Genomic DNA, 18,687 nt, shown 5'->3' with positions numbered 1-18,687 from the left:
ACCGCAGGATGCGGCCGGAGGATTGTCTGGCTCTATTTAGAAACAATCAACGGCCCGGGGAAGCCCCGAGCCGTCGGTTGCATCAGGACAAATTGTCCCGCTTTCGTTTTTATCTGGCCGGCAGTTCCAGCTCCTTGCCGATCTGGATGACATCCGGGTTGCGAAGGCTATTGGCCTTGGAGATGTCCATCCACTTCTCGCCGTCGCCATAGGTGCTTTCGGCGATCTTCCACAGCGAGTCACCCTTGACCACAGTGTATTTGCTCGGGCCGGCGGGAGCCGGGGACGCCGTTGTGGCTGTCGGAGCCGGCGTGGCCGGTGCAGGTGCGGCTGGTGCAGGTGCTGCCGGTTCCGTTGTCATGGGCACGGGGGCGGCTGGAGCCGCTGGTGCAGGAGCCGGTGCTGCTGGTGCGGGGGTCGCAGGTGCCGGGGTTGCCGGTGCCGCTGGCGCCGGAGCAGGAGTAGCCGGAGTGGCCGGGGCGGGGGTAGCCGGGGCAGAGGGGGCAGGAGTGGCAGGAGCCTGGGCCGTCGTTGCCGGTGCAGCCGGTGCGGGAGTTGTAGCAGGCGCCGGAGCAGGAGTTGCGGCAGGCGCAGGAGCAGGCGTTGCAGCCGGTGCCGGTGCCGGTGCCGGTGCCGGGGCGGCAGCTGCCTTCGGTAACGGCTTGTAGTCTGCCGGTGTCAGGTCGGTGATGCGGCCATCGGTATAGGGCTTGTAGGGGCTGTTGGCCGAGATGTAGTCGGCAACGGCGTTTTCGAGGTTGGGTCCGAAGTCGTAGGCGTTGACGGCCGCGGTGTTGAAGATCTTGTAGCCGTCGCCGCCGGTGCGGACGTAGTTGTTGGTAACGACGCCGTATGTCTTGTTCGGGTCGATCGGAACGAAGGCCTCGCCTTCCTTGACCTGAACGTCGCTGATGCGGCTGCCGCTCGACTTCGACCGGTCGAAGGAGAACTTCATGCCTGCCACCTGCGGGAAGCGACCGGCGCCGTCGTCGATCTGGCTGACGCCGTTTTCGAGGGCGGTGACGACATCCGAGCCTTTCAGCTGGAAGGTTGCGATCGTGTTCTGGAACGGCAGGACGGTCAGGATTTCGCCCATCGTCACTTCGCCGGAATCGATCGAGGCACGCAGGCCGCCGCCGTTCTGGATGGAGAGCGTGATGCCCTGATCCTTGACGCGGTCAAGCTGTGCATCGGCAAGCAGGTTGCCCATCGTGCATTCCTTGGCGCGGCAGTTGAGGCGATCGCCATCGATGACGCCTTCGGTCGAGCCGACGACCTTCTTCTTGATCTCTTCGAGCGGGCCGCCGAGTTCCTTGACCTTGGCGACAAACGCCGCGTCCTGCGGAACGCTGGAATCGAGCAGCTTCGGTGCCCCCGCGGAAGACCTCACGACGCCGTTGTCATCGAAAACGACCGAGAGATCACCGAGATATTTGGAATAGGCGTAGGACGTCACGATCGGAATATCGACGCCAGCAGGGCTTTTGACGATGGTCGGGTAGGGGCCGGAGGCCTTGGGGTCGGTGCTGGACAGGTAGGTATGGCTGTGGCCGCCGACGATCACGTCGATGCCGGCAACGGCTGCCGCGATTTCCTTGTCCTTGACGTAGCCGACATGGGACAGGAGCACGATCTTGTTGATGCCCTGCGACTGAAGGTCCGCTACGGCATTCTTCACATAGGTGATCTCGTCCTCGAAGGTGATGTCGGGACCAGGCGAAGAGGTCTCGCTCGTATCTTTCGCGAGAACGGAGACGATGGCAACACGCTGGCCGCCGAAATCCTTGATCACGTAACCCTTGTACTTGTCGGCCAGCGGTGTTCCAGGCTTGGCGATGGTATTGCCGGAAATGATCGGAAACTTCAGCGCGGTAATGAACTTCAGCAGTTCCTGCGGGCCGTCGTCGAACTCGTGGTTGCCGATCGCCATCGCATCGAAGCCGATGCCGTTCATGAATTCGGCAACGGGTGCGCTCTTGTAGGTGCTGTAAAACAGCGAACCCTGAAACTGGTCGCCGGCATCGAGAACGAGAACGTTCTTGCCCTGCAACTCGCTGCGGCGGGCGTCGATGGCCGACTTCACGCGCGCGATGCCACCGAAGCATTCGTTCTTTTCGGTCTCGGCGGGCGTGCAGGTGGAATCGTATTTGTTGATCGGCTCGATACGGGAATGCAGGTCGTTGATGTGGAGAATATTGAGTTCGAAGTCGGCCATCGCGACGCCGCTCGAAAGGGCAATGACCGATGCGGTCACGATCCCCAATCCGATAGTTCTCATCATCATCTCTCTCCTTTTATGATTGCGCGCGTGTGGGCGTGCATGTTCCCGATTTTTGTATCACGCCATGGTGACGATCGTTGTGCAGCGCATGTTTTCACCAAGCAAAACTGGTTTCAAGGTAAATGTGACAAGGCCGGAGCTATTCGCCCTCGCGCACAACGCGAAAGGCCCCGCATCAAGCGAGGCCCTCCCTAACTCTGGAATGACTGTGAAGCTGGGCGATCAGCTGCGGCGGGCGAGCGAAAACTGCGCGCCGCTATCCTGCGTGCAGTTCAGCTGGCTCTGCGTGACCAACGAGCAGTTGACGCGCGACTGCGTCTTGCGCACCAGCGAGGTCATGTTGATCTCGACCAGCGTCGGCGAGAGCTTGTTATAGGTGCCGGAGGCGAGAAGCGCGTTGCTGTCGCTTGCACGGGTGTTGAACGTGCCCGCCTGGAAGGTGGAGACGATACCGTTCGGATCGACCCATGCACCCTCGACGCCCTGCGGCTGCACTGGTGCTGATACCATGCGTGGCGGCGGAGAAGAGACGCAGGCCGTGAGGCTGGCTGCCGCAATGAGCACGAGGCCCGTTTTGAAGTTCATGATCTGTCTCCCGCGATTCGGTCCGGCTTGTGGTCTGCAACCATGCCTTCTGGAGCCTATGTAAAGCAAGACTGCGGATTGGGAAGACTGGGGACAGGCAGGAGTTTTCGCTTTGTGAAGAACGGGCGCGGGTGTGGCTTTTATACGCTCCAGCCGGTTCTTCCCGTCATGGCCTGGAAGAGGCCGCAAGTTGCCGCCGCAAGGCGCGATCGAGGCGGGGTTCCGCTCCGCGCAAGCGGGAGAGGGGGTGGGGCCCGCGGCTGACGCGAGCCCCCTCATTGATTCCTAGCGAACCAGGATGTTCTTGAACTGCCAGGCGTCCTTTTCGTCGATGTCTTCCGGGAACAGGCCCGGGCGACCTTCGAGCGGGGTCCAGTCGGTGTAGTGACCTTCGACCGGGCCGAGATACGGCATCTGCACTTCGAGGCAGCGCTTGTAATCCACCTCGTCGGCTTCGACGATGCCGGCCTTCGGGTTTTCGAGCGCCCAGACCATGCCAGCGAGAACCGCCGAAGTTACCTGCAAACCGGTTGCGTTTTGGTAAGGCGCGATGCGGCGGGTTTCTTCCAGCGACAGGCGCGAGCCGAACCAGTAGGCATTCTTCTCGTGACCGTAGAGCAGCACACCGAGTTCATCGACACCGTCTTCCAGTTCATGCTCGTCGAGCACGTGCAGGACGGGCTGCTGAGTGCCGCCATTGCCGAACATTTCGTGCAGCGACAGAACCGCGTCATTGGCCGGGTGGTAGGCATAGTGGCAGGTCGGACGGTAGACGACTTCGCCGTCCTTTTCGACGGTGAAATAGTCGGCGATCGAGATCGACTCGTTGTGGGTAACGAGGAAGCCGTATTGCGGACCCGGCGTCGGGCACCAGGTGCGAACGCGGGTGTTGGCGCCCGGCTGTTCGAGGTAGATTGCGGCCTGGCAGCCCTTCTTGTGCTTCTTGGCGTTCTTCGGCATCCAGTTTTCGTGGGTGCCCCAACCGAGTTCGGCCGGCTGCAGACCTTCCGAGATGAAGCCTTCGACCGACCAGGTGTTCCAGAACACGTTGAGCGGCTTGGGGTTCTTGGTGCGCTGGGTGTCGCGCTCGGCAATGTGAACGCCCTTGACGCCCAGCTTCTTCATCAGCTTAGCCCAGCCTTCGCGGTCGTGCTGGTCCGGCTCGTCGAATTTGAGGCCGGTGTCGTTGGCAAGGTTCACCAGCGCCTGCTTGACGAACCAGGAAACCATGCCCGGGTTTGCGCCGCAGGTGGAAACGGCCGTGGTGCCGCCCGGGTTCTTCTTCTTCTCGTGGCGCACGGTCTCGCGCAGCGCATAGTTGGTGCGCTCGGAGTTCTTCATGCTCTTGTCGAAATAGAAGCCGAGCCAGGGTTCGACGACCGTGTCGATATAAAGGACGTCAAGCTTGCGGCACATCTTCATCAGATCGAGCGAGCCCGTGTCGACCGACAGGTTGACGCAGAAGCCCTGGCCTTCGCCTTCGGTCAGAAGCGGCTTCAGCAGCTCCTTGTAGTTTTCCTTGGTGACATGGTCCTTGATGTGACGGATGCCGTGCTTCTTGAGGATCTCCATGTCGGAGGGCTCTTCGCGCGGGTCGATAACCACCATCCGGCTCTTGTCGAACTTGAAATGGCGTTCGATCAACGGCAGCGTGCCGCGGCCGATCGATCCGAAACCGATCATCACGATCGGACCGGTGATTTCGCCATATACCGGATAGGTCTCGTCTTTCATCGTATTCTCCCTATGGGTCGACTGCTCTTCCACCGCCGCAGCCTGCGTTTTGCAGGCGTAACGGACCCGTGTGACATGCATCTGATGCCCGGCCTAGATCACAAAATTTCGTCACAATAAAGGGGTCGCGTTTGAGGCGTACGATGGAATAACGGTCCCGAGGTTGTTTTCGCCCGACCGGCGCGCCGGCCGCCCAAAATGTGGTTTCCGCTCGGTTGGTCCGTTTTGCGTGGATAATGCTAAATCTAGCACCTGTCCCTTGGATCCGTTTTCGCGCACCCTAAAATCTGCTGGGAACGACCAGGGGAATGTCATGTTGAAATTCGGTTTGCGTTTGTCGCCGAATAGGTCAGGGCGCGGGGGCATCGGGGCGATCGTGGTGCCGTCGAAGCTTAGCAGGATCCGTCGCGGCAATGTGTCGATGGGACGTGCTTTTCCGGCGTGGGGATTGTGGGTCGTGTTCTGGCTGGTGCTGGCGCTTGGGTGCACCATGGCGGTGGCTGTCGCCCGGTCGCCCGCCTGACATCACTCATCTGGTCCTTTGCAGGTGATCCACCAGGGCGCGCAGTTTTGGTGCCATGTTCCGCCTGCTCGGATAGTAGAGATAGAAGCCCGGAAACCACGGGCTGAATTCTTCGAGCACCGGCACCAGCTCGCCCGTGGCGATCGCCGGGCGGAAGCTCTCTTCCATGCCGAAGCTGATGCCCGCGCCGGCAATGGCCAGGCGAACCATCAGCGCCATGTCGGTCGTGGTGATGGTGTCAGAAACGGCGACCGAGAATTCCTTGCCGTCTTGCGAAAACTCCCAGCGATAGGGCGCCTGATGGACGGAGGCCCGCCACCCGATGCAACGGTGAACGCCAAGTTCGCGTGGGTGAGCCGGGGTGCCGTAGCCTTTGAGGTAGCCCGGCGAGGCGACGGCGATCTGGCGCTGGTTTCCGGAAACCGGCACGGCGATCATGTCCTGCGCGATGACTTCGCCGAGCCTCACGCCCGCATCATAGCCCTCCGCAACGATATCGAATTCTTCGTCGGTCACAGTGATATGCAATGTCACCTCCGGATGTTCCTCGGCGAAGGACGCGAGCACGGGGCCGGATAGAAAGCTCTCGGCAATCGAGGAGACCGCAAGGTTCAGGCGGCCGCGCGGACGTCCGTGCAGGTTTGCTGCCGCCTCGGTGGCGCTGCGCATCTCCGACAGCGCTGGCGCGACCTCGGAATAGAGCCGCTCACCCGCCTCCGTCAGGGCAACGCTGCGGGTGGTGCGTGCAACGAGCGCGATGCCGAGCGTCTCTTCCAGCCGGCGGATCGTCTGGCTGACGGCCGAGCGGGTGACGCCGAGGCGGTCGGCGGCGGCACGAAAGCTTTTCTCTTCTGCGACCAGCGTGAAGACCGCGAGCGCATTGTAATCCGTCAGCATTGGTTAGAATTCCTTGCCACTGTGGAAACAACTGGGCGGCTTATCGCGACAATGGAGGAGGAATAGGGTCCTTGCAATCCGCAGGCAAGCGGAGAGCAAAGGAGCTAATCACATGGACAAGGTTGTTCTCATCACCGGCGCATCGAGCGGGATCGGTGCAGGTATCGCCCGCGAACTGGCAAAAGCCGGGGCGACACTGATGCTGGGCGCCCGCCGCACCGACCGGCTGGAGGAGCTCGCCCGGGAACTCCGGGACTTGGGCGCCAAGGTCGCGACACGCAGGCTTGACGTCACCGATCGCGCCGATGTGGCGGCGTTCGCGCAAGTGGCGGAAGACCAATTCGGCCGCGTCGACGTTATCGTCAACAATGCCGGTGTCATGCCGCTATCGCTGATGTCGTCGCTCAAGGTCGACGAGTGGGACCGGATGATCGACGTGAATATCAAGGGCGTGCTCTACGGCATCGCCGCCGTACTGCCGCAGATGACGGCGCAGGGCTCAGGCCAGATCATCAATATCGCATCGGTCGGCGCTCTCAGTGTTTCACCCACGGCTGCAGTATATTGCGCCACCAAATACGCGGTTCGGGCGATCTCAGACGGTCTGCGGCAGGAGCATGACAACCTGCGCGTCACCTGCATCCATCCGGGCGTGGTGGAAAGCGAGCTTGCCGATACCATCACCGATGCCGTGGCTGCCGAGGCCATGAAGACCTACCGCGCCATTGCCCTGAAGCCGGATGCGATCGGTCGCGCCGTGCGCTTCGCGATCGAGCAGCCCGACGATGTCGATGTGAATGAGATTGTCGTTCGCCCGACGCGGGCGCAGTGAAGGGTACGGCTGCCATGAACCGCCGCCATCTCCTCCTCGTTGCCGCCGCGTCTTTCGGCGCGGCGCTTCCCTCCCGTGCAGAGGACATCATGGACAACAAGATCCAACCCGCGAGTCATCCCTACATCGGAATGTGGGTAACGGCAGACGGACATATCCGCCACGAGCTGCAGCAAGATAACCGCTATGATGAAGCACGCGGCTCTCGCAAAAGCGCGTATCAGGGCCGGTATCTCGTCACCGGCGATCACATCGATTATTGGGACGATACCGGGTTCACCGCCGATGGCGACTTCATCGACGGCGTGCTGCATCATGCGGGGATGGTGCTCTACCGGGAACAGTAGGGGCTTCGCGTCAGACCAGTTCGGCCCGGATCAGGCCGCGCAGGGAATTGCCGACGAAGAGGCGTTTCCCGGCAAGGTCGGTCTGTTTCACAAGGCCAGACTTGGCGCGGCCCTCGCGGATCAGATCGCCGCGCAGGATCCCCGCAAGCAGACCGGATGAGATCGGCGGTGTCGTCAGCGTGCCGTCGGCCTGCTCCACGAAGAGATTGGTGCGCGTGCCTTCGCAGACCTCTGCGCGTTCGTTGAGCAGGATCACCTCGTCCACGTCTTCAGGGAATTCGGCGCGGGCGGCGTCATAGACTTCGCGGCGCGATGTCTTGTGGCGATACATCGGATCATCCGAGGGCAGGCGCGTCTGCGCGATCCCGATCCGCCAGATCGCGTCCTTGGCAACGGGCGCGAACGGCGTGGCGACGATCTCGACCTTGCCGCGGAACGTCATTTCCAGCCGCACGCGAAGCGGCGTCTCCCCTTCGACCGAGGCCTGGAGCTGTTTCATCAGGTCTGGCGGGGCCGGGCGAAAGCCCAGGGCATCGGCTGAACGGTTCAGCCGACGCAAATGCTGGTCGATCCGGGTAAAACCGGAACCCGGCTCCCAGCGCATGGTTTCGATCAGCGAAAGATCCACCGGTTTTGCACCGCGACCCTTGGCCTTCACAGACATCGCAACCCCTCCGACCTGCGTTTGACCGTCCGTTGATCAGACAGCCTTGTCCAGCGCTTCCAACTCGTCGATCAGGCCTTCGATCATCGACAGGCCCTTCGACCAGAAGGACGGGTCGGTGGCATCGAGGCCGAATGGCTTGAGCAATTCCGAATGATGCTTGGTGCCGCCTGCCTTCAGGAGGTCGAAATACTTGTCCTGGAAGCCGGGTGCGGCGTTCTGGTAGACCGCGTAGAGCGAGTTCACCAGGCAGTCGCCGAAGGCGTAGGCATAGACGTAGAAAGGCGAATGGATGAAGTGGGGGATATAGGTCCACCACGTCTCGTAGCCTTCCGAGATCCGGATTGCCGGGCCGAGGCTCTCGTTCTGGACGGACAGCCACAGTTCGCCGATCTGCTCCGACGTCAGTTCGCCCTGCTTGCGGGCAGTATGGATCTTGCGCTCGAACTGGTAGAAGGCGATCTGGCGGACGACCGTATTGATCATATCCTCCACCTTCTGGGCCAGCATCGCCTTGCGTTCGCGCTTGTCCCTGGTCTTTTCCAAAAGTGCCCGGAACGTCAGCATCTCGCCGAACACGGAGGCGGTTTCGGCAAGCGTCAGCGGTGTCTGGCACATCAGCGCGCCCTGACCGCCTGCGAGAACCTGATGCACGCCATGGCCAAGCTCGTGGGCAAGCGTCATCACGTCGCGGGGCTTGCCCATATAGTTGACGAGAACGTAAGGGTGGGCAGAGGGCACGACCGGATGCGCGAACGCGCCCGGTGCCTTGCCGGGACGTGCCGGCGCGTCGATCCATTCCTCGTCGAAGAAGCGGCCGGCGATGGCGGCCATTTCCGGCGAGAAGGCGCCATAGGCGGACAGGACGGTGTCCTTTGCTTCCGGCCATGAAATCAGGCCTTTCGGCGTTTCCGGCAGTGGCGCATTGCGGTCCCAATAGTTCAGCTGGTCGACGCCGAGCCATTTCGCCTTCATCGCGTAATAGCGGTGCGACAGGCGGGGATAGGCTTGCGTCACCGCTTCCGAGAGCGCGTCGACGACTTCGCGTTCGACGCGGTTCGCCAGGTGACGGCTGTCGGCGATATCCTCAAACCCGCGCCAGCGGTCGGAAATTTCCTTGTCCTTGGCGAGCGTGTTGGTGATCAACGTGAAGACGCGCAGGTTTTCGCCAAAGGTTTTCGACAGTGCTACGGCCGCCTTGGCGCGGGTTTCCGGCTCGGGCTCTACCAGCATGTTGAGCGTGATTTCGAGCGGTTGTTTTTCGCCGTCCACCTCGAAGCGCAGCTCCGACATGGTTTCGTCGAACAGGCGGTTGAAGGCTGCGGCCGACGTCATCGACTTTTCGAGAAAGAGCTGCTCGAGCTTGTCGTCCAGCTGGAAGGGCTTGTCCATTCTCAAGTCCACCAGCCAGGGGCGGAAATGGCCGGTTGCGGGATCGCGGTCCATCGCCGCATTGATGACCGCATCGTCGATCCGGTTCAGTTCCAGCGCGAAAAACAGGAGATGCGAGGAGAGATCCGTCAGCTTTGTCTGAATGTCGCCGTAGAACTTGCCGTTTGCGGGGTTGGAAGTGTCTGAAAAATAGGTGAGGCCGGCGAACGAGCCGATCTTGCCGAGGAGGTCGTCGAGCGCGTCATATTCCGACAAGGCCTCGCCAAGTCCGCCGGCACCGGTTTTTGCGGCAGCGTCTGCAAGCTTGCCCTTCCACTTTTCCTCGAAAGCGAGCGACAGCGTGCGCGCCTTTTCCAGATCGGCCACAAATTCTGGGGCATCCTTGGCAGCGTAGAGATCGGACAATTTCCAGACTGGCAGGAGACCGAGCGCGGGGTCGGCGGGCGAAGCAGCGGGCGACGCGCCGGAAAAAGCAGGAGAGACGGTCATGGTGTGCCAGTTACGGAAATTTCTCACGGTTTTCTCCTGTCGACGGCGATCCTGTGCCAGAACCGACTGTTTTCCCCCTCGGCCGTTAAAATGCAAGCTTTTCTCAAAAGGGGATGTTCAAGCCTCTCTGACACAACTTGCAGCATAAGAGCCCATCAAGGGTGCACGATGAACGTTGCAGGAGCCGAGCATGATTGCCCATGTCCTAGTCGTAGATGACGATCCGATCCAGCGCCGCCTCTTGAAGAATGCCGTCGAACGGTTCGGACATGTCGCCCATCTCGCCGAGAACGGCCTCGTTGCTCTCGACTTTCTCCAAAACCTCAGCGGACCGGTCAATGTCATCGTGCTTGACCTGATGATGCCGGAAATGGACGGGCTGAGCTTTCTTTCAACCATCCGCAGCATGGGCATCGATACGCCCGTCATCGTGCAGACCGGCCAGGGCGGCATCGAAACGGTGGTGGAAGCCATGCGCGCCGGTGCCTTCGATTTCGTCGTCAAACCGGTGTCACCGGAGCGGATCGGTGCGTCGATCGGCAATGCCCTGAAGGTTGGCCAGAAGGAAACCAAGTCGCGCACCGGTCGACGTCGCGCCGGCATCGTCGGTTTCAACGATATCGTTTCGGCAAGCCCGGACATGCTGCGCGTCATCGATCTGGCCCAGCGCGCCGCGCATTCCAACATTCCGGTGGTGCTCGAAGGCGAATCGGGCGTTGGCAAGGAAATGGTGGCCCGGGCCATCCAGTCTGCCAGCGACCGCGCAGGAAAGCCATTCATCACCGTCAATTGCGGTGCCATCCCGCACAATCTTGTCGAGAGCATCCTGTTCGGTCACGAGAAGGGCGCGTTTACCGGCGCCTCCGAGCGGCACACGGGCAAGTTCGTCGAGGCTGACGGCGGCACGCTGTTCCTGGACGAGATCGGTGATCTTCCGCTTGAAGTTCAGGTGAAGCTTCTGCGCGCCGTGCAGCAGGGCGAAATCGAGACTGTCGGGGCCGGCAAGGTCCAGAAGGTCAACGTGCGGCTGATTTCGGCGACCAACAAGGACCTGATCGAGGAAGTCCGGGCAGGGCGGTTCCGCGAGGACCTCTATTACCGTCTCAACGTCTTCCCCATCACCATCCCGGCGCTGCGTCGCCGCAAGGAAGACATTCCGCATCTGGTCCGGGTTTTCGCCGAGCGCTTTTCGGCGGAACAGAAACTCGAACGCAGTGTCGGGATCAGCGCCAGCGCGATGGCACTTCTGACCGCCTACGACTGGCCGGGCAATATCCGCCAGCTGGAAAACGCGATCTTCCGCGCCGTGGTTCTGACCCAGGGCGACAAGCTGACGGACGAAGATTTCCCTCAGATTGCAGCTCAGCTGCCGGAATTCCGCAGCGAAGAATTGGCCGCGACCGGCGCTGCCGTGCAGCCTTCATCGCTCGAGATGGATCCGCGTCCGCGTCTGCGGCACGAGGCCGTTGTCGATGGTGGCTTCCCGATCCCGGTACGGTCCGCCATGCATACCCAGCCAATGCGGCCCGATCCGCGCGCGCTGCTGGCGGCCGCCTATCCGGCTTCCGACAACGTCATCGTCAGCACGGACGACACCGGCGAAGTGCGTAAACTGGCCGACGTGGAAGAAGAGCTGATCCGTTTTGCACTGAAATTTTATCGCGGACAGATGAGCCAGGTGGCGCGCAAACTCGGCATCGGGCGCTCGACCCTCTACAGAAAACTCAAGGATTATGGCATCGATCCCGACGATCCGCTGAAGGAAGCGGCCTGAATCGGCGCGAAATCGGGATTTTAATGACGATAATCTTCGCGCAAGCCTCTTCCCCTAACCTTGTCAATCTCTCATTAGCAATTCATTGACTATACGAGAGGTGCTTGTGCTTGTGTGACACATTTGCCATGCTGTCACCGCATTTAGCAGTCAGATGAGACGACGAGGGTAGTTGTCGACAGGACGGGGAACGCTTTGCCGTATTTCAAAGTTCAGAAAACGCCTTCGGGTGTGCGCTCTGACGATGACCGTGCGGCGCGCGTTGGCGCCGGATCTGGTCGTCTTGCAGGGATCAGATCGTCGATCTTCAAGCGGATCGCCAAGCGTTTCGTCGTGGCGTCGACCCTTGCTGCAATCGCATTTACGATTCTTCCAGCTTCGGTGCACGAGGCAGAGGCCGCTGGCGATACCCGCAGCCTGAAGCTCTATTTCGTCCACACCGGCGAGAAGGCCACCATCACCTACAAGCGCAATGGCCGATTCGATCCGCGCGGTCTGGCACAGCTCAACCAGTTCCTCCGCGACTGGCGCCAGAACCAGCCGACGAAGATGGATCCGCGCCTGTTCGACCTGGTTTGGGAAGTCTACCAGCGCTCCGGCGCCACCGATTCCATCCACATCGTCTCCGCTTTCCGTTCGCCGACCACAAACGGCATGCTGCGCGGTCGCTCGCGCAAGACCGGCGTCGCGAAGAACAGCCAGCACATGCTCGGCAAGGCGATGGACTTTTACATTCCGGGCGTGAAGCTCTCGACCCTGCGGGCGCTCGCCATGCAGATGCAGGTGGGCGGCGTCGGCTTCTACCCGACTTCCGGTTCCCCTTTCGTGCATCTCGATGTTGGCGGCGTTCGTGCCTGGCCGCGCATGACCCGCAAGGAACTGGTTCAGATCTTCCCGAAGGGCAACACGCTGCATCTCCCGGCTGACGGCAATCCGTTGCCGGGCTACGAGGTCGCTCTCGCCGATTACAAGAAGCGCGTTGGTTCTGACTCGATTGCGATCGCCAGCACAGCCGGCGGCTCGATCCGCGGCGAAGCACCCAAGCGTCGCGGGTTCCTTGCCGCACTGTTTGGCGGCGGTGGTGCCGACGAGGTCGAAGACAACGAAGACATGAAGGCACCAATGGTCGCCAGCCGTGGAGCACCGCGTTCCGCTCCGGCTGCCGACGATGGCGAAGAGGCACCGGTCGCGACTGCACGGGTTGCGCCGACGCCGACTGCGCCGACGCCTACTGCACCGACACTCGTTGCTGCTGCTGAGCCGGTCGAGCCGGCGATTGCAGCGCCTGTGCCGCTGTCACGGCCGGCCTTCCGTTCCGATTCCAGCACCGCGGGTCCGGGTGGGCTTGCCACGGCGCTCTATCAGCCGACCCGCAATGCGGCGCAGGACGCGCTTGCCATGCAGACGGCTGCTGCAGCCGATGTGCAGCGGGCTGAAAATTTCGCCGATCTGTCCGGTTACGCCATTCCGGTTCCGACCCTCCTTGGTCCTCGCGGGCTGAAGGGTGATGCGGAAACCAGCGTCTTGACTGCCTCCATAGAGCCGGCGCCATTCGAAAACCTTGGCTCCGTGCCAGTTCCGATCCACCGCCCGGGTGCTCCAGCAGCGCCGCTCGTTGCATCGCGCCCGCAGAGCGATCAGCAGAGCCTTACGCCGGAACTGGTGGCAGCGCTGTCGCGAAGCGTCGAAGCGCCGGTTGTTCCGGCACCGCAGGCGGCGCCAGCAAGAGCGCCAGCCCAGGCCGTCGCCGTGTCGGCACCGGTGCCGATGGCCGCGCCTGCGCAGCGCCAGATAGCGGCTCTTTCGCCCAAGGTGATCCAGCCGTCCGCCAAGCAGATGCAGTTCGGCGACGGGTTTGACGCGCCGCGTCCTGCAACGGCGTCGCTGGGTACCATGCCGAGCTACGGCACCGCCAAGAGCGGCCGCGCTGGCAAGCCTGCGACTGCACAGGGGCAGGCCAAAGCTGGCAAGAACGGCTTGACCGGTGACATGGTGGCGAAATGGGCAGTGAACAACAATCGCGCCGAAGGTCAGAACCCGGTTTCGATGAAGGCGCCTCGCGTGGTCAGCCGGACGCTCGATCGTGATTATTCGGCCGGTTACACAAGCAGCGGCTTCAAGCCTGTGAGTGCTGCCGTCGCCATCGATCCCAACCGGTTCAGCGGCCAGGACTGAGTTTCAGGACTTTGGCCGCCACCTGTTTGCCGGCGACGATTGCCCCCTCGACGTAGCCCGGGAAAGACGGCGACAGTTCCGACGATGCGAAATGTACCGGCGGCATGCCGGTTGTCAGGGTCGCTTCCGCGTCGGTAGCGTCGAGACTGGTGATCACGTCACTATAGGCGCCGTCGCTCCAGCGGTCGTCGACCCAGTCACGCATGCGAATGTCCAGGCTGTGTCTGGCCTCGTCGCCCAACGCCTCCGCCAGTTTCTCAATTACGAACGTTTCAAGCTCACGGGCGGGCTTGTCGTGCCACGTCGCCGCCAAAGGTCCGCTAACGAAGACGATCAGTCCGGCGTAACCGTCGCGACTGGCGTCGCAGGCAAACAGGCCTTGCGGATCATTCCACATGGTCATGCCGCTGAGATCCCGGTCTCGCCAAAAGGGTCGCTCAAAGCGGATGTTGAGCTTGATGACCATGCCAGGGCTCCACGCATCCAGTGCTCTTGTCAGATGCGGCGGGAGTGCTGGGGCGTACGACAGGCGGCGCGCCATGATGGGCGGCACGGCGAGCACGACCTGCGCTGCCGTCATTTTTCCCGTGCCGGTCATCAACGTGACGCCGTCACCGGAAATGGCAACCTCATTGACAGGCATGCCAAGCCTTAGCCGATCGCCGAGAGTTGCCGCCAGATCGTCGGCCAGCGCATGCATCGTGCCGGCGAGAAACAACTCGAGTTCGGACGTGGTGTTGGTGATGCGTCTGTCGTTTGCCGCGAGATAGGTGAAGGCAATATCCTCCGGCGCGCGGCACCAGAGGCCGGTCACCATGCGCAGAAACCCCTGCCGTATATCGTCCTCGACCGGCTGTCTCTGCGCCCAGTCGTAAGCCGTCAGCTTTCTGAGCGCCGGATCGGAAAGATCGCTCGCGATCATCGTCTCGCGCAGTGCATCGACGCCGTTCCAGATCGCTTCTGCCCGCCCGCGGGGGACTTCGGGAAGGTATGTGGTGTCGCCCTCGGCATAGGTCTTCACAAAGGTCCTGCCGAACTCTCTTGCCAATGAGACCACTTCCGGCATGTCGCGGCAAAAGAACTGTCCGCCCGCATCGACGGCCGTGCCATCCTCAAAAACCTGCGCCTCGACGCGTCCGCCGACGCGCTCCTGCGCTTCGAGCAAAACAACGTTCACGCCCGCTTTCATCAGCTGCGTTGCGGCAGTCAGGCCGGTGAAACCGGCGCCAACGACGATGACATCATAATCCATGACCGATTCCGAGCGTCTCTGAGGAAGATGCGATGCTTGCGCCCATGAAAAAACCCGCCGTTGCCGGCGGGTTCCTTGTCGTCTTCGAAATTGTTTAGGCGGCGTCCTGTTCGGCCGGGCTTTCGATCATGCCGAGGGCTGCCAGATAGGTGTCGAGGATGAGGTCCTCTTCCATCCGCTCCTGATCGTCCTTCTTGCGAAGGGCGATGACCTTTTTCATGATCTTGGTATCGTAGCCCATGCCCTTGGCCTCGCCATAGACATCCTTGATGTCGTCGGCGATGGTCTTCTTCTCTTCTTCCAGTCGCTCGATACGCTCGATAAATGCGCGGAGCTGGTCGCGGGCGACGCCATGAGCATCAGACATCGGGGCCTCCTGATCTTGATCTGTGTTGATTGGCTGTCACCTGCCGAAAAGCGGCGGCAAGGTCAAGGCCCAAATGCGCGGGCCTTGTCCGTGGGCGTCAGCCATGGGTCGGCTTGTTGCCCTCGAATGCGGCTTTTTGAGCGCCTGTGGATTCTGCCTGGTGCAGATTTTTCCAGTCCTCGTAGGGCATGCCATAGACGATCTCGCGGGATGCATCCTTCGTGAGCGCAAGGCCTGCCTCGTCGGCTGCGTCCTTGTACCAGTTGGACAGGCAGTTTCGGCAGAAGCCGGCCATGTTCATCAGATCTATGTTCTGAACGTCGGTCCGCTCGCGCAGATGTGACACGAGGCGACGGAAGGCTGCAGCCTCGAGCTCGGTCTGCTGTTCCTTGGAAAGTTCGGTCATCGTGACCTCCTTTGGCTGAACGCTCACGCGGGGTAGGGGCCGGTGCGCGACGGAAAGATTTGATACGCATGCAATGTGGGGTCGGCATTGAGCGTCGTGAAGATCGGCGCCAATCTTTGTGCCCAGTCCTCGATGCCTTGCTCGTCGCCGATCAGGTCCTGGCGCACTTCCAGCAGGGTGTGGGGAATACCGGGGATCATGCAGTGCCGGTACATGGTGTCGCCCTTCAGGGCGCCGTCATAGGGTTCGTTGTCGCCGACGACGATATCGCCGGGAATTCTAAGCTGCTCGATGAGAGGTACGACGACCCGATCGTCGGTATCCCACAGCACGCCCGCATGCCAGGGCCGCGGCGTTTCGCGCCAGTACGGCGTGAAGGAATGCAGCGACAGTACAAGCGGTGCCCGGCCGGACGCGCTGGCTCTTGCAATCGTCTGCTCGACGGCGCGGTGATAGGGCCGGTGGTAGGTAGCAAGCCGAAAATCCCATTCTTCCTGGGTGATCGGGTGATTGCCGGAAACGATGGCGCCGTCGGAGATCTTCATGATCAGCGTCGGATCGTCTTCGCCGCGGTTCGGATCGATCAGCAGGCGGGAAAAGCAGCCGAGCACGGCCGGCACGTCCAGAATGTCGGCCAGCCGGCGGGTCAGTCCCTCGATGCCGATATCGAAGGCGATGTGGCGCCGGAATGCGTCTTCTGGCAGGCCAAGATCGCCGTAGCGGGCGGGCAGGCGGTTCATTGCGTGGTCGGCGAGAAGAACCATCCCGCCGTCATAATCGCCGTCTATAATTTCGAACGGTTGGAAGTCGTCTGTGTCCATCGGGGCTTGTACCATTGTTTTGCGCAGCCTGTCCCGGTGATATCTCGGCCGTTTCCTGCCATGGTCGCCGCGGACAAGGCAAGCGGCCCCCGGCGGGCGTTCAGAATATAATCGATTAGATTGCGTTGACTTTCAAACCCTGCCGCGCGAGAAAGTGCATCACGAATAACCATGGAGTCCTGACGGAAACCGTGTCGAAAAAATCCCTTAGAACATATCTTTCCGCCCTGTTTTCTGTGCCTGCCGTGGCATCCGCGCTCTGCGTCAGTGCGCCGCTGTTGATGGCGTCTCCGGCACTTGCGGATTTCCGCGTCTGCAACGGAACCCAGAACCTCGTCGGCGTGGCGATCGGCTACCGTGCCAAGGATGGCTGGAACACCGAAGGCTGGTGGCAGGTACCCGCATCAACCTGCGCGACGCTGATCGAAGGCGAGCTGCAGTCCCGCTATTATTATCTCTATGCCGAGGACGCGGCCCGCGGCGGCCGCTGGACCGGCGGCGTCAACATGTGCGTCGCCGAGAACGAGTTCAAGGTCGTCGGCGTCGACGACTGCTTCACCCGTGGCTTCCAGCGCATGGGTTTCAAGGAATATGACACGGGCCGTCAGGGCAGCTGGATGGTCCAGCTTTCAGACACGTCCGGATCCCAGGAAGGCCAGAATTGATGAGGCGATACCGCAAAGTTAAGATCCTTGCCACACTCGGCCCGGCATCCTCCGACGAGGAGATGATTGCAAAGCTGCACGAGGCAGGCGCTGATCTTTTCCGCATCAACATGAGCCATTCGAGCCATGAGATGATGCGGACGCTGATCGAGCGTATCCGCTCGGTGGAAAAGAAATCCGGCCGCCCGATCGGCATCCTCGCCGACCTACAGGGTCCGAAACTGCGCGTTGGCAAGTTTGCCGATACCAAGGTGACGCTGGTCCCAGGCCAGACGTTTACACTCGACAACAACGAGGCTCCCGGCGACGAGAACCGAGTCTTCCTGCCGCATCCCGAAATTCTCGAATCGGTGAAGGTCGGCGATCGCCTGCTGATCGATGACGGCAAGCTGGCGCTGCGGGCCGAAAAGGTTGACGGAACGTCGATCACCTGCACCGTCGTGGCCGGCACCGGCATTTCCGACCGCAAGGGTGTTAGCCTTCCCGATACGCTGCTCGCCGTTGGCGTTCTCACCGACAAGGACCGCGCCGATCTCGATGCCGTGCTTGAGACCGACGATGTCGACTGGGTCGCTTTGTCCTTCGTTCAGCGCCCGGAAGATCTCGCCGAAGTTCGCAAGATTGCCCGCGGCCGCGTCGGCATCATGTCTAAGATCGAAAAGCCGCAGGCACTCGAGCGGATCGATGAGATCATCGATCTCTCCGACGCCGTCATGGTGGCCCGTGGCGATCTTGGCGTCGAAATGCCGATCGAGGCGGTCCCCGGCATCCAGAAGCAGCTGACACGCGCATGTCGCCGTGCCGGCAAGCCGGTCGTGGTCGCGACCCAGATGCTGGAATCGATGATCAGCGCGCCGGTTCCGACCCGCGCCGAAGTTTCCGACGTCTCGATCGCCGTGTTCGAAGGTGCCGATGCGATCATGCTGTCGGCCGAATCGGCGTCCGGTCAGTATCCGGTCGAAGCCGTTTCGATGATGGCGTCGATTGCCCGCAAGGTGGAAGACGATCCGCTTTATCCAAGCATCATCTACGCGCAGCGCGCCACACCGGAAGCAACCGGTGCCGATGCGATCTCGCTTGCTGCCCGCCAGATTGCAGAGACGCTGCGGCTCGCCGTGATCGTCACCTACACATCGTCGGGCACAACAGGCCTTCGCGCCTCGCGCGAGCGTCCGAACGTTCCGATCCTGGCACTGTCGCCGAGCGTCAAGACCGCGCGTCGACTGTCGATCGGCTGGGGCATGCACTGCGTCGTCACCCACGACGCGACTGACCTCGACGACATGGTCAACAACGCCTGCCGCATCGTCGCCTCCGAAGGTTTTGGTAAGCCGGGCGACCGGATCATCATCTCGGCCGGCGTGCCACTGGGCACACCTGGCGCCACCAACATGCTGCGCATCGCCTATATCGGTGCAGATGGGCAGAGTGGGGTTTAAACCCGCTATCAACAGCGTGAAATGAAAACGGCCGTCGGAGTGAT

At 61.7% G+C, this 18,687-nt stretch carries 16 protein-coding genes and 1 pseudogene; 7 read left to right on the top strand and 10 right to left on the bottom strand.

Going from position 1 to position 18,687, the window contains the following annotated elements:
- Positions 1-109: 109 nt before the first annotated feature.
- The 3 genes from ASG19_RS18820 to ASG19_RS18810 all read right to left on the bottom strand — a co-directional run bounded on the left by ASG19_RS18820 (position 110) and on the right by ASG19_RS18810 (position 4,600).
- Positions 110-2,281 (bottom strand): 5'-nucleotidase C-terminal domain-containing protein, encoded by a 2,172-nt coding sequence (locus tag ASG19_RS18820; RefSeq protein ID WP_062461875.1) that lies wholly within the window; start codon positions 2,279-2,281, stop codon positions 110-112.
- Positions 2,282-2,503: 222 nt separating this feature from the next.
- A complete protein-coding gene (gene omp10, locus ASG19_RS18815) occupies positions 2,504-2,866 on the bottom strand; it encodes an outer membrane lipoprotein Omp10 (RefSeq protein WP_062460929.1) in 363 nt (120 codons plus the stop codon).
- A gap of 285 nt (positions 2,867-3,151) precedes the next feature.
- Positions 3,152-4,600, bottom strand: a complete 1,449-nt coding sequence (locus ASG19_RS18810) for a homospermidine synthase (protein ID WP_062460925.1) — start codon at positions 4,598-4,600, stop codon at positions 3,152-3,154.
- Positions 4,601-4,913: 313 nt separating this feature from the next.
- On the opposite strand from ASG19_RS18810, the gene ASG19_RS24125 reads away from it, so the two are divergent.
- Positions 4,914-5,123, top strand: coding sequence for a hypothetical protein (locus ASG19_RS24125; protein ID WP_113167697.1), 210 nt, complete (start codon positions 4,914-4,916; stop codon positions 5,121-5,123).
- Between the two features lie 6 nt (positions 5,124-5,129).
- On the opposite strand, the gene ASG19_RS18805 is transcribed toward ASG19_RS24125, so the two are convergent.
- Complete coding sequence (locus ASG19_RS18805; protein WP_062460922.1) at positions 5,130-6,020, bottom strand: LysR family transcriptional regulator; 891 nt, start codon at positions 6,018-6,020, stop codon at positions 5,130-5,132.
- A gap of 112 nt (positions 6,021-6,132) precedes the next feature.
- Here ASG19_RS18805 and ASG19_RS18800 point away from each other — a divergent pair, with 112 nt between their 5' ends.
- Both ASG19_RS18800 and ASG19_RS18795 read left to right on the top strand, forming a co-directional pair.
- Positions 6,133-6,852 (top strand): SDR family oxidoreductase, encoded by a 720-nt coding sequence (locus ASG19_RS18800; protein WP_062460919.1) that lies wholly within the window; start codon positions 6,133-6,135, stop codon positions 6,850-6,852.
- Positions 6,853-6,941: 89 nt separating this feature from the next.
- A complete protein-coding gene (locus ASG19_RS18795) occupies positions 6,942-7,199 on the top strand; it encodes an Atu4866 domain-containing protein (protein ID WP_244476244.1) in 258 nt (85 codons plus the stop codon).
- A gap of 10 nt (positions 7,200-7,209) precedes the next feature.
- On the opposite strand, the gene ASG19_RS18790 is transcribed toward ASG19_RS18795, so the two are convergent.
- Positions 7,210-7,863, bottom strand: a complete 654-nt coding sequence (locus tag ASG19_RS18790) for an aminotransferase class IV family protein (protein ID WP_062460911.1) — start codon at positions 7,861-7,863, stop codon at positions 7,210-7,212.
- 36 nt (positions 7,864-7,899) lie between these two features.
- Positions 7,900-9,744 (bottom strand): M3 family oligoendopeptidase, encoded by a 1,845-nt coding sequence (locus tag ASG19_RS18785; protein WP_062460908.1) that lies wholly within the window; start codon positions 9,742-9,744, stop codon positions 7,900-7,902.
- Positions 9,745-9,934: 190 nt separating this feature from the next.
- Between ASG19_RS18785 and ASG19_RS18780 the strand changes: the two genes are divergently transcribed.
- Both ASG19_RS18780 and ASG19_RS18775 read left to right on the top strand, forming a co-directional pair.
- Positions 9,935-11,518 carry a sigma-54 dependent transcriptional regulator gene (locus ASG19_RS18780; RefSeq protein ID WP_062460905.1) on the top strand — a complete coding sequence of 528 codons (1,584 nt, stop codon included), beginning with the start codon at positions 9,935-9,937 and terminating at the stop codon, positions 11,516-11,518.
- A gap of 195 nt (positions 11,519-11,713) precedes the next feature.
- Positions 11,714-13,693, top strand: a complete 1,980-nt coding sequence (locus tag ASG19_RS18775; RefSeq protein ID WP_244476230.1) for a DUF882 domain-containing protein — start codon at positions 11,714-11,716, stop codon at positions 13,691-13,693.
- Here the strand turns inward: ASG19_RS18775 and ASG19_RS18770 are convergent.
- The 4 genes and pseudogenes from ASG19_RS18770 to ASG19_RS18755 form a co-directional block, all read right to left on the bottom strand.
- Positions 13,677-14,954: pseudogene (locus tag ASG19_RS18770) on the bottom strand (FAD-dependent oxidoreductase); the annotation flags it as partial. The gene ASG19_RS18775 and the pseudogene ASG19_RS18770 sit on opposite strands and share 17 nt — an antisense overlap.
- Before the next feature lie 85 nt (positions 14,955-15,039).
- Positions 15,040-15,312, bottom strand: a complete 273-nt coding sequence (locus ASG19_RS18765) for a DUF2312 domain-containing protein (protein WP_062460899.1) — start codon at positions 15,310-15,312, stop codon at positions 15,040-15,042.
- A gap of 97 nt (positions 15,313-15,409) precedes the next feature.
- Entirely contained in the window at positions 15,410-15,718 is a 309-nt protein-coding gene (locus ASG19_RS18760; RefSeq protein WP_062460896.1) for a DUF1244 domain-containing protein, read from the bottom strand.
- A 23-nt stretch (positions 15,719-15,741) separates the two neighbouring features.
- Positions 15,742-16,539, bottom strand: coding sequence for an N-formylglutamate amidohydrolase (locus tag ASG19_RS18755; RefSeq protein ID WP_062460893.1), 798 nt, complete (start codon positions 16,537-16,539; stop codon positions 15,742-15,744).
- A gap of 281 nt (positions 16,540-16,820) precedes the next feature.
- On the opposite strand from ASG19_RS18755, the gene ASG19_RS18750 reads away from it, so the two are divergent.
- Together ASG19_RS18750 and pyk are read left to right on the top strand one after the other, a co-directional pair.
- Positions 16,821-17,204: a DUF1036 domain-containing protein gene (locus tag ASG19_RS18750; protein ID WP_082472039.1), complete on the top strand. Its 384-nt coding sequence runs from the start codon at positions 16,821-16,823 to the stop codon at positions 17,202-17,204.
- Positions 17,204-18,643, top strand: a complete 1,440-nt coding sequence (pyk, locus tag ASG19_RS18745; protein ID WP_062460890.1) for a pyruvate kinase — start codon at positions 17,204-17,206, stop codon at positions 18,641-18,643. The genes ASG19_RS18750 and pyk overlap by 1 nt, the downstream gene beginning before the upstream one ends.
- Positions 18,644-18,687 lie beyond the last annotated feature (44 nt).

This window comes from Rhizobium sp. Leaf306 (assembly GCF_001423425.1).
Taxonomy (GTDB): domain Bacteria; phylum Pseudomonadota; class Alphaproteobacteria; order Rhizobiales; family Rhizobiaceae; genus Neorhizobium; species Neorhizobium soli.
The sequence above is the reverse complement of the archived record's forward strand: the minus strand, read 5'-3'. Positions and strand labels throughout refer to the sequence as shown.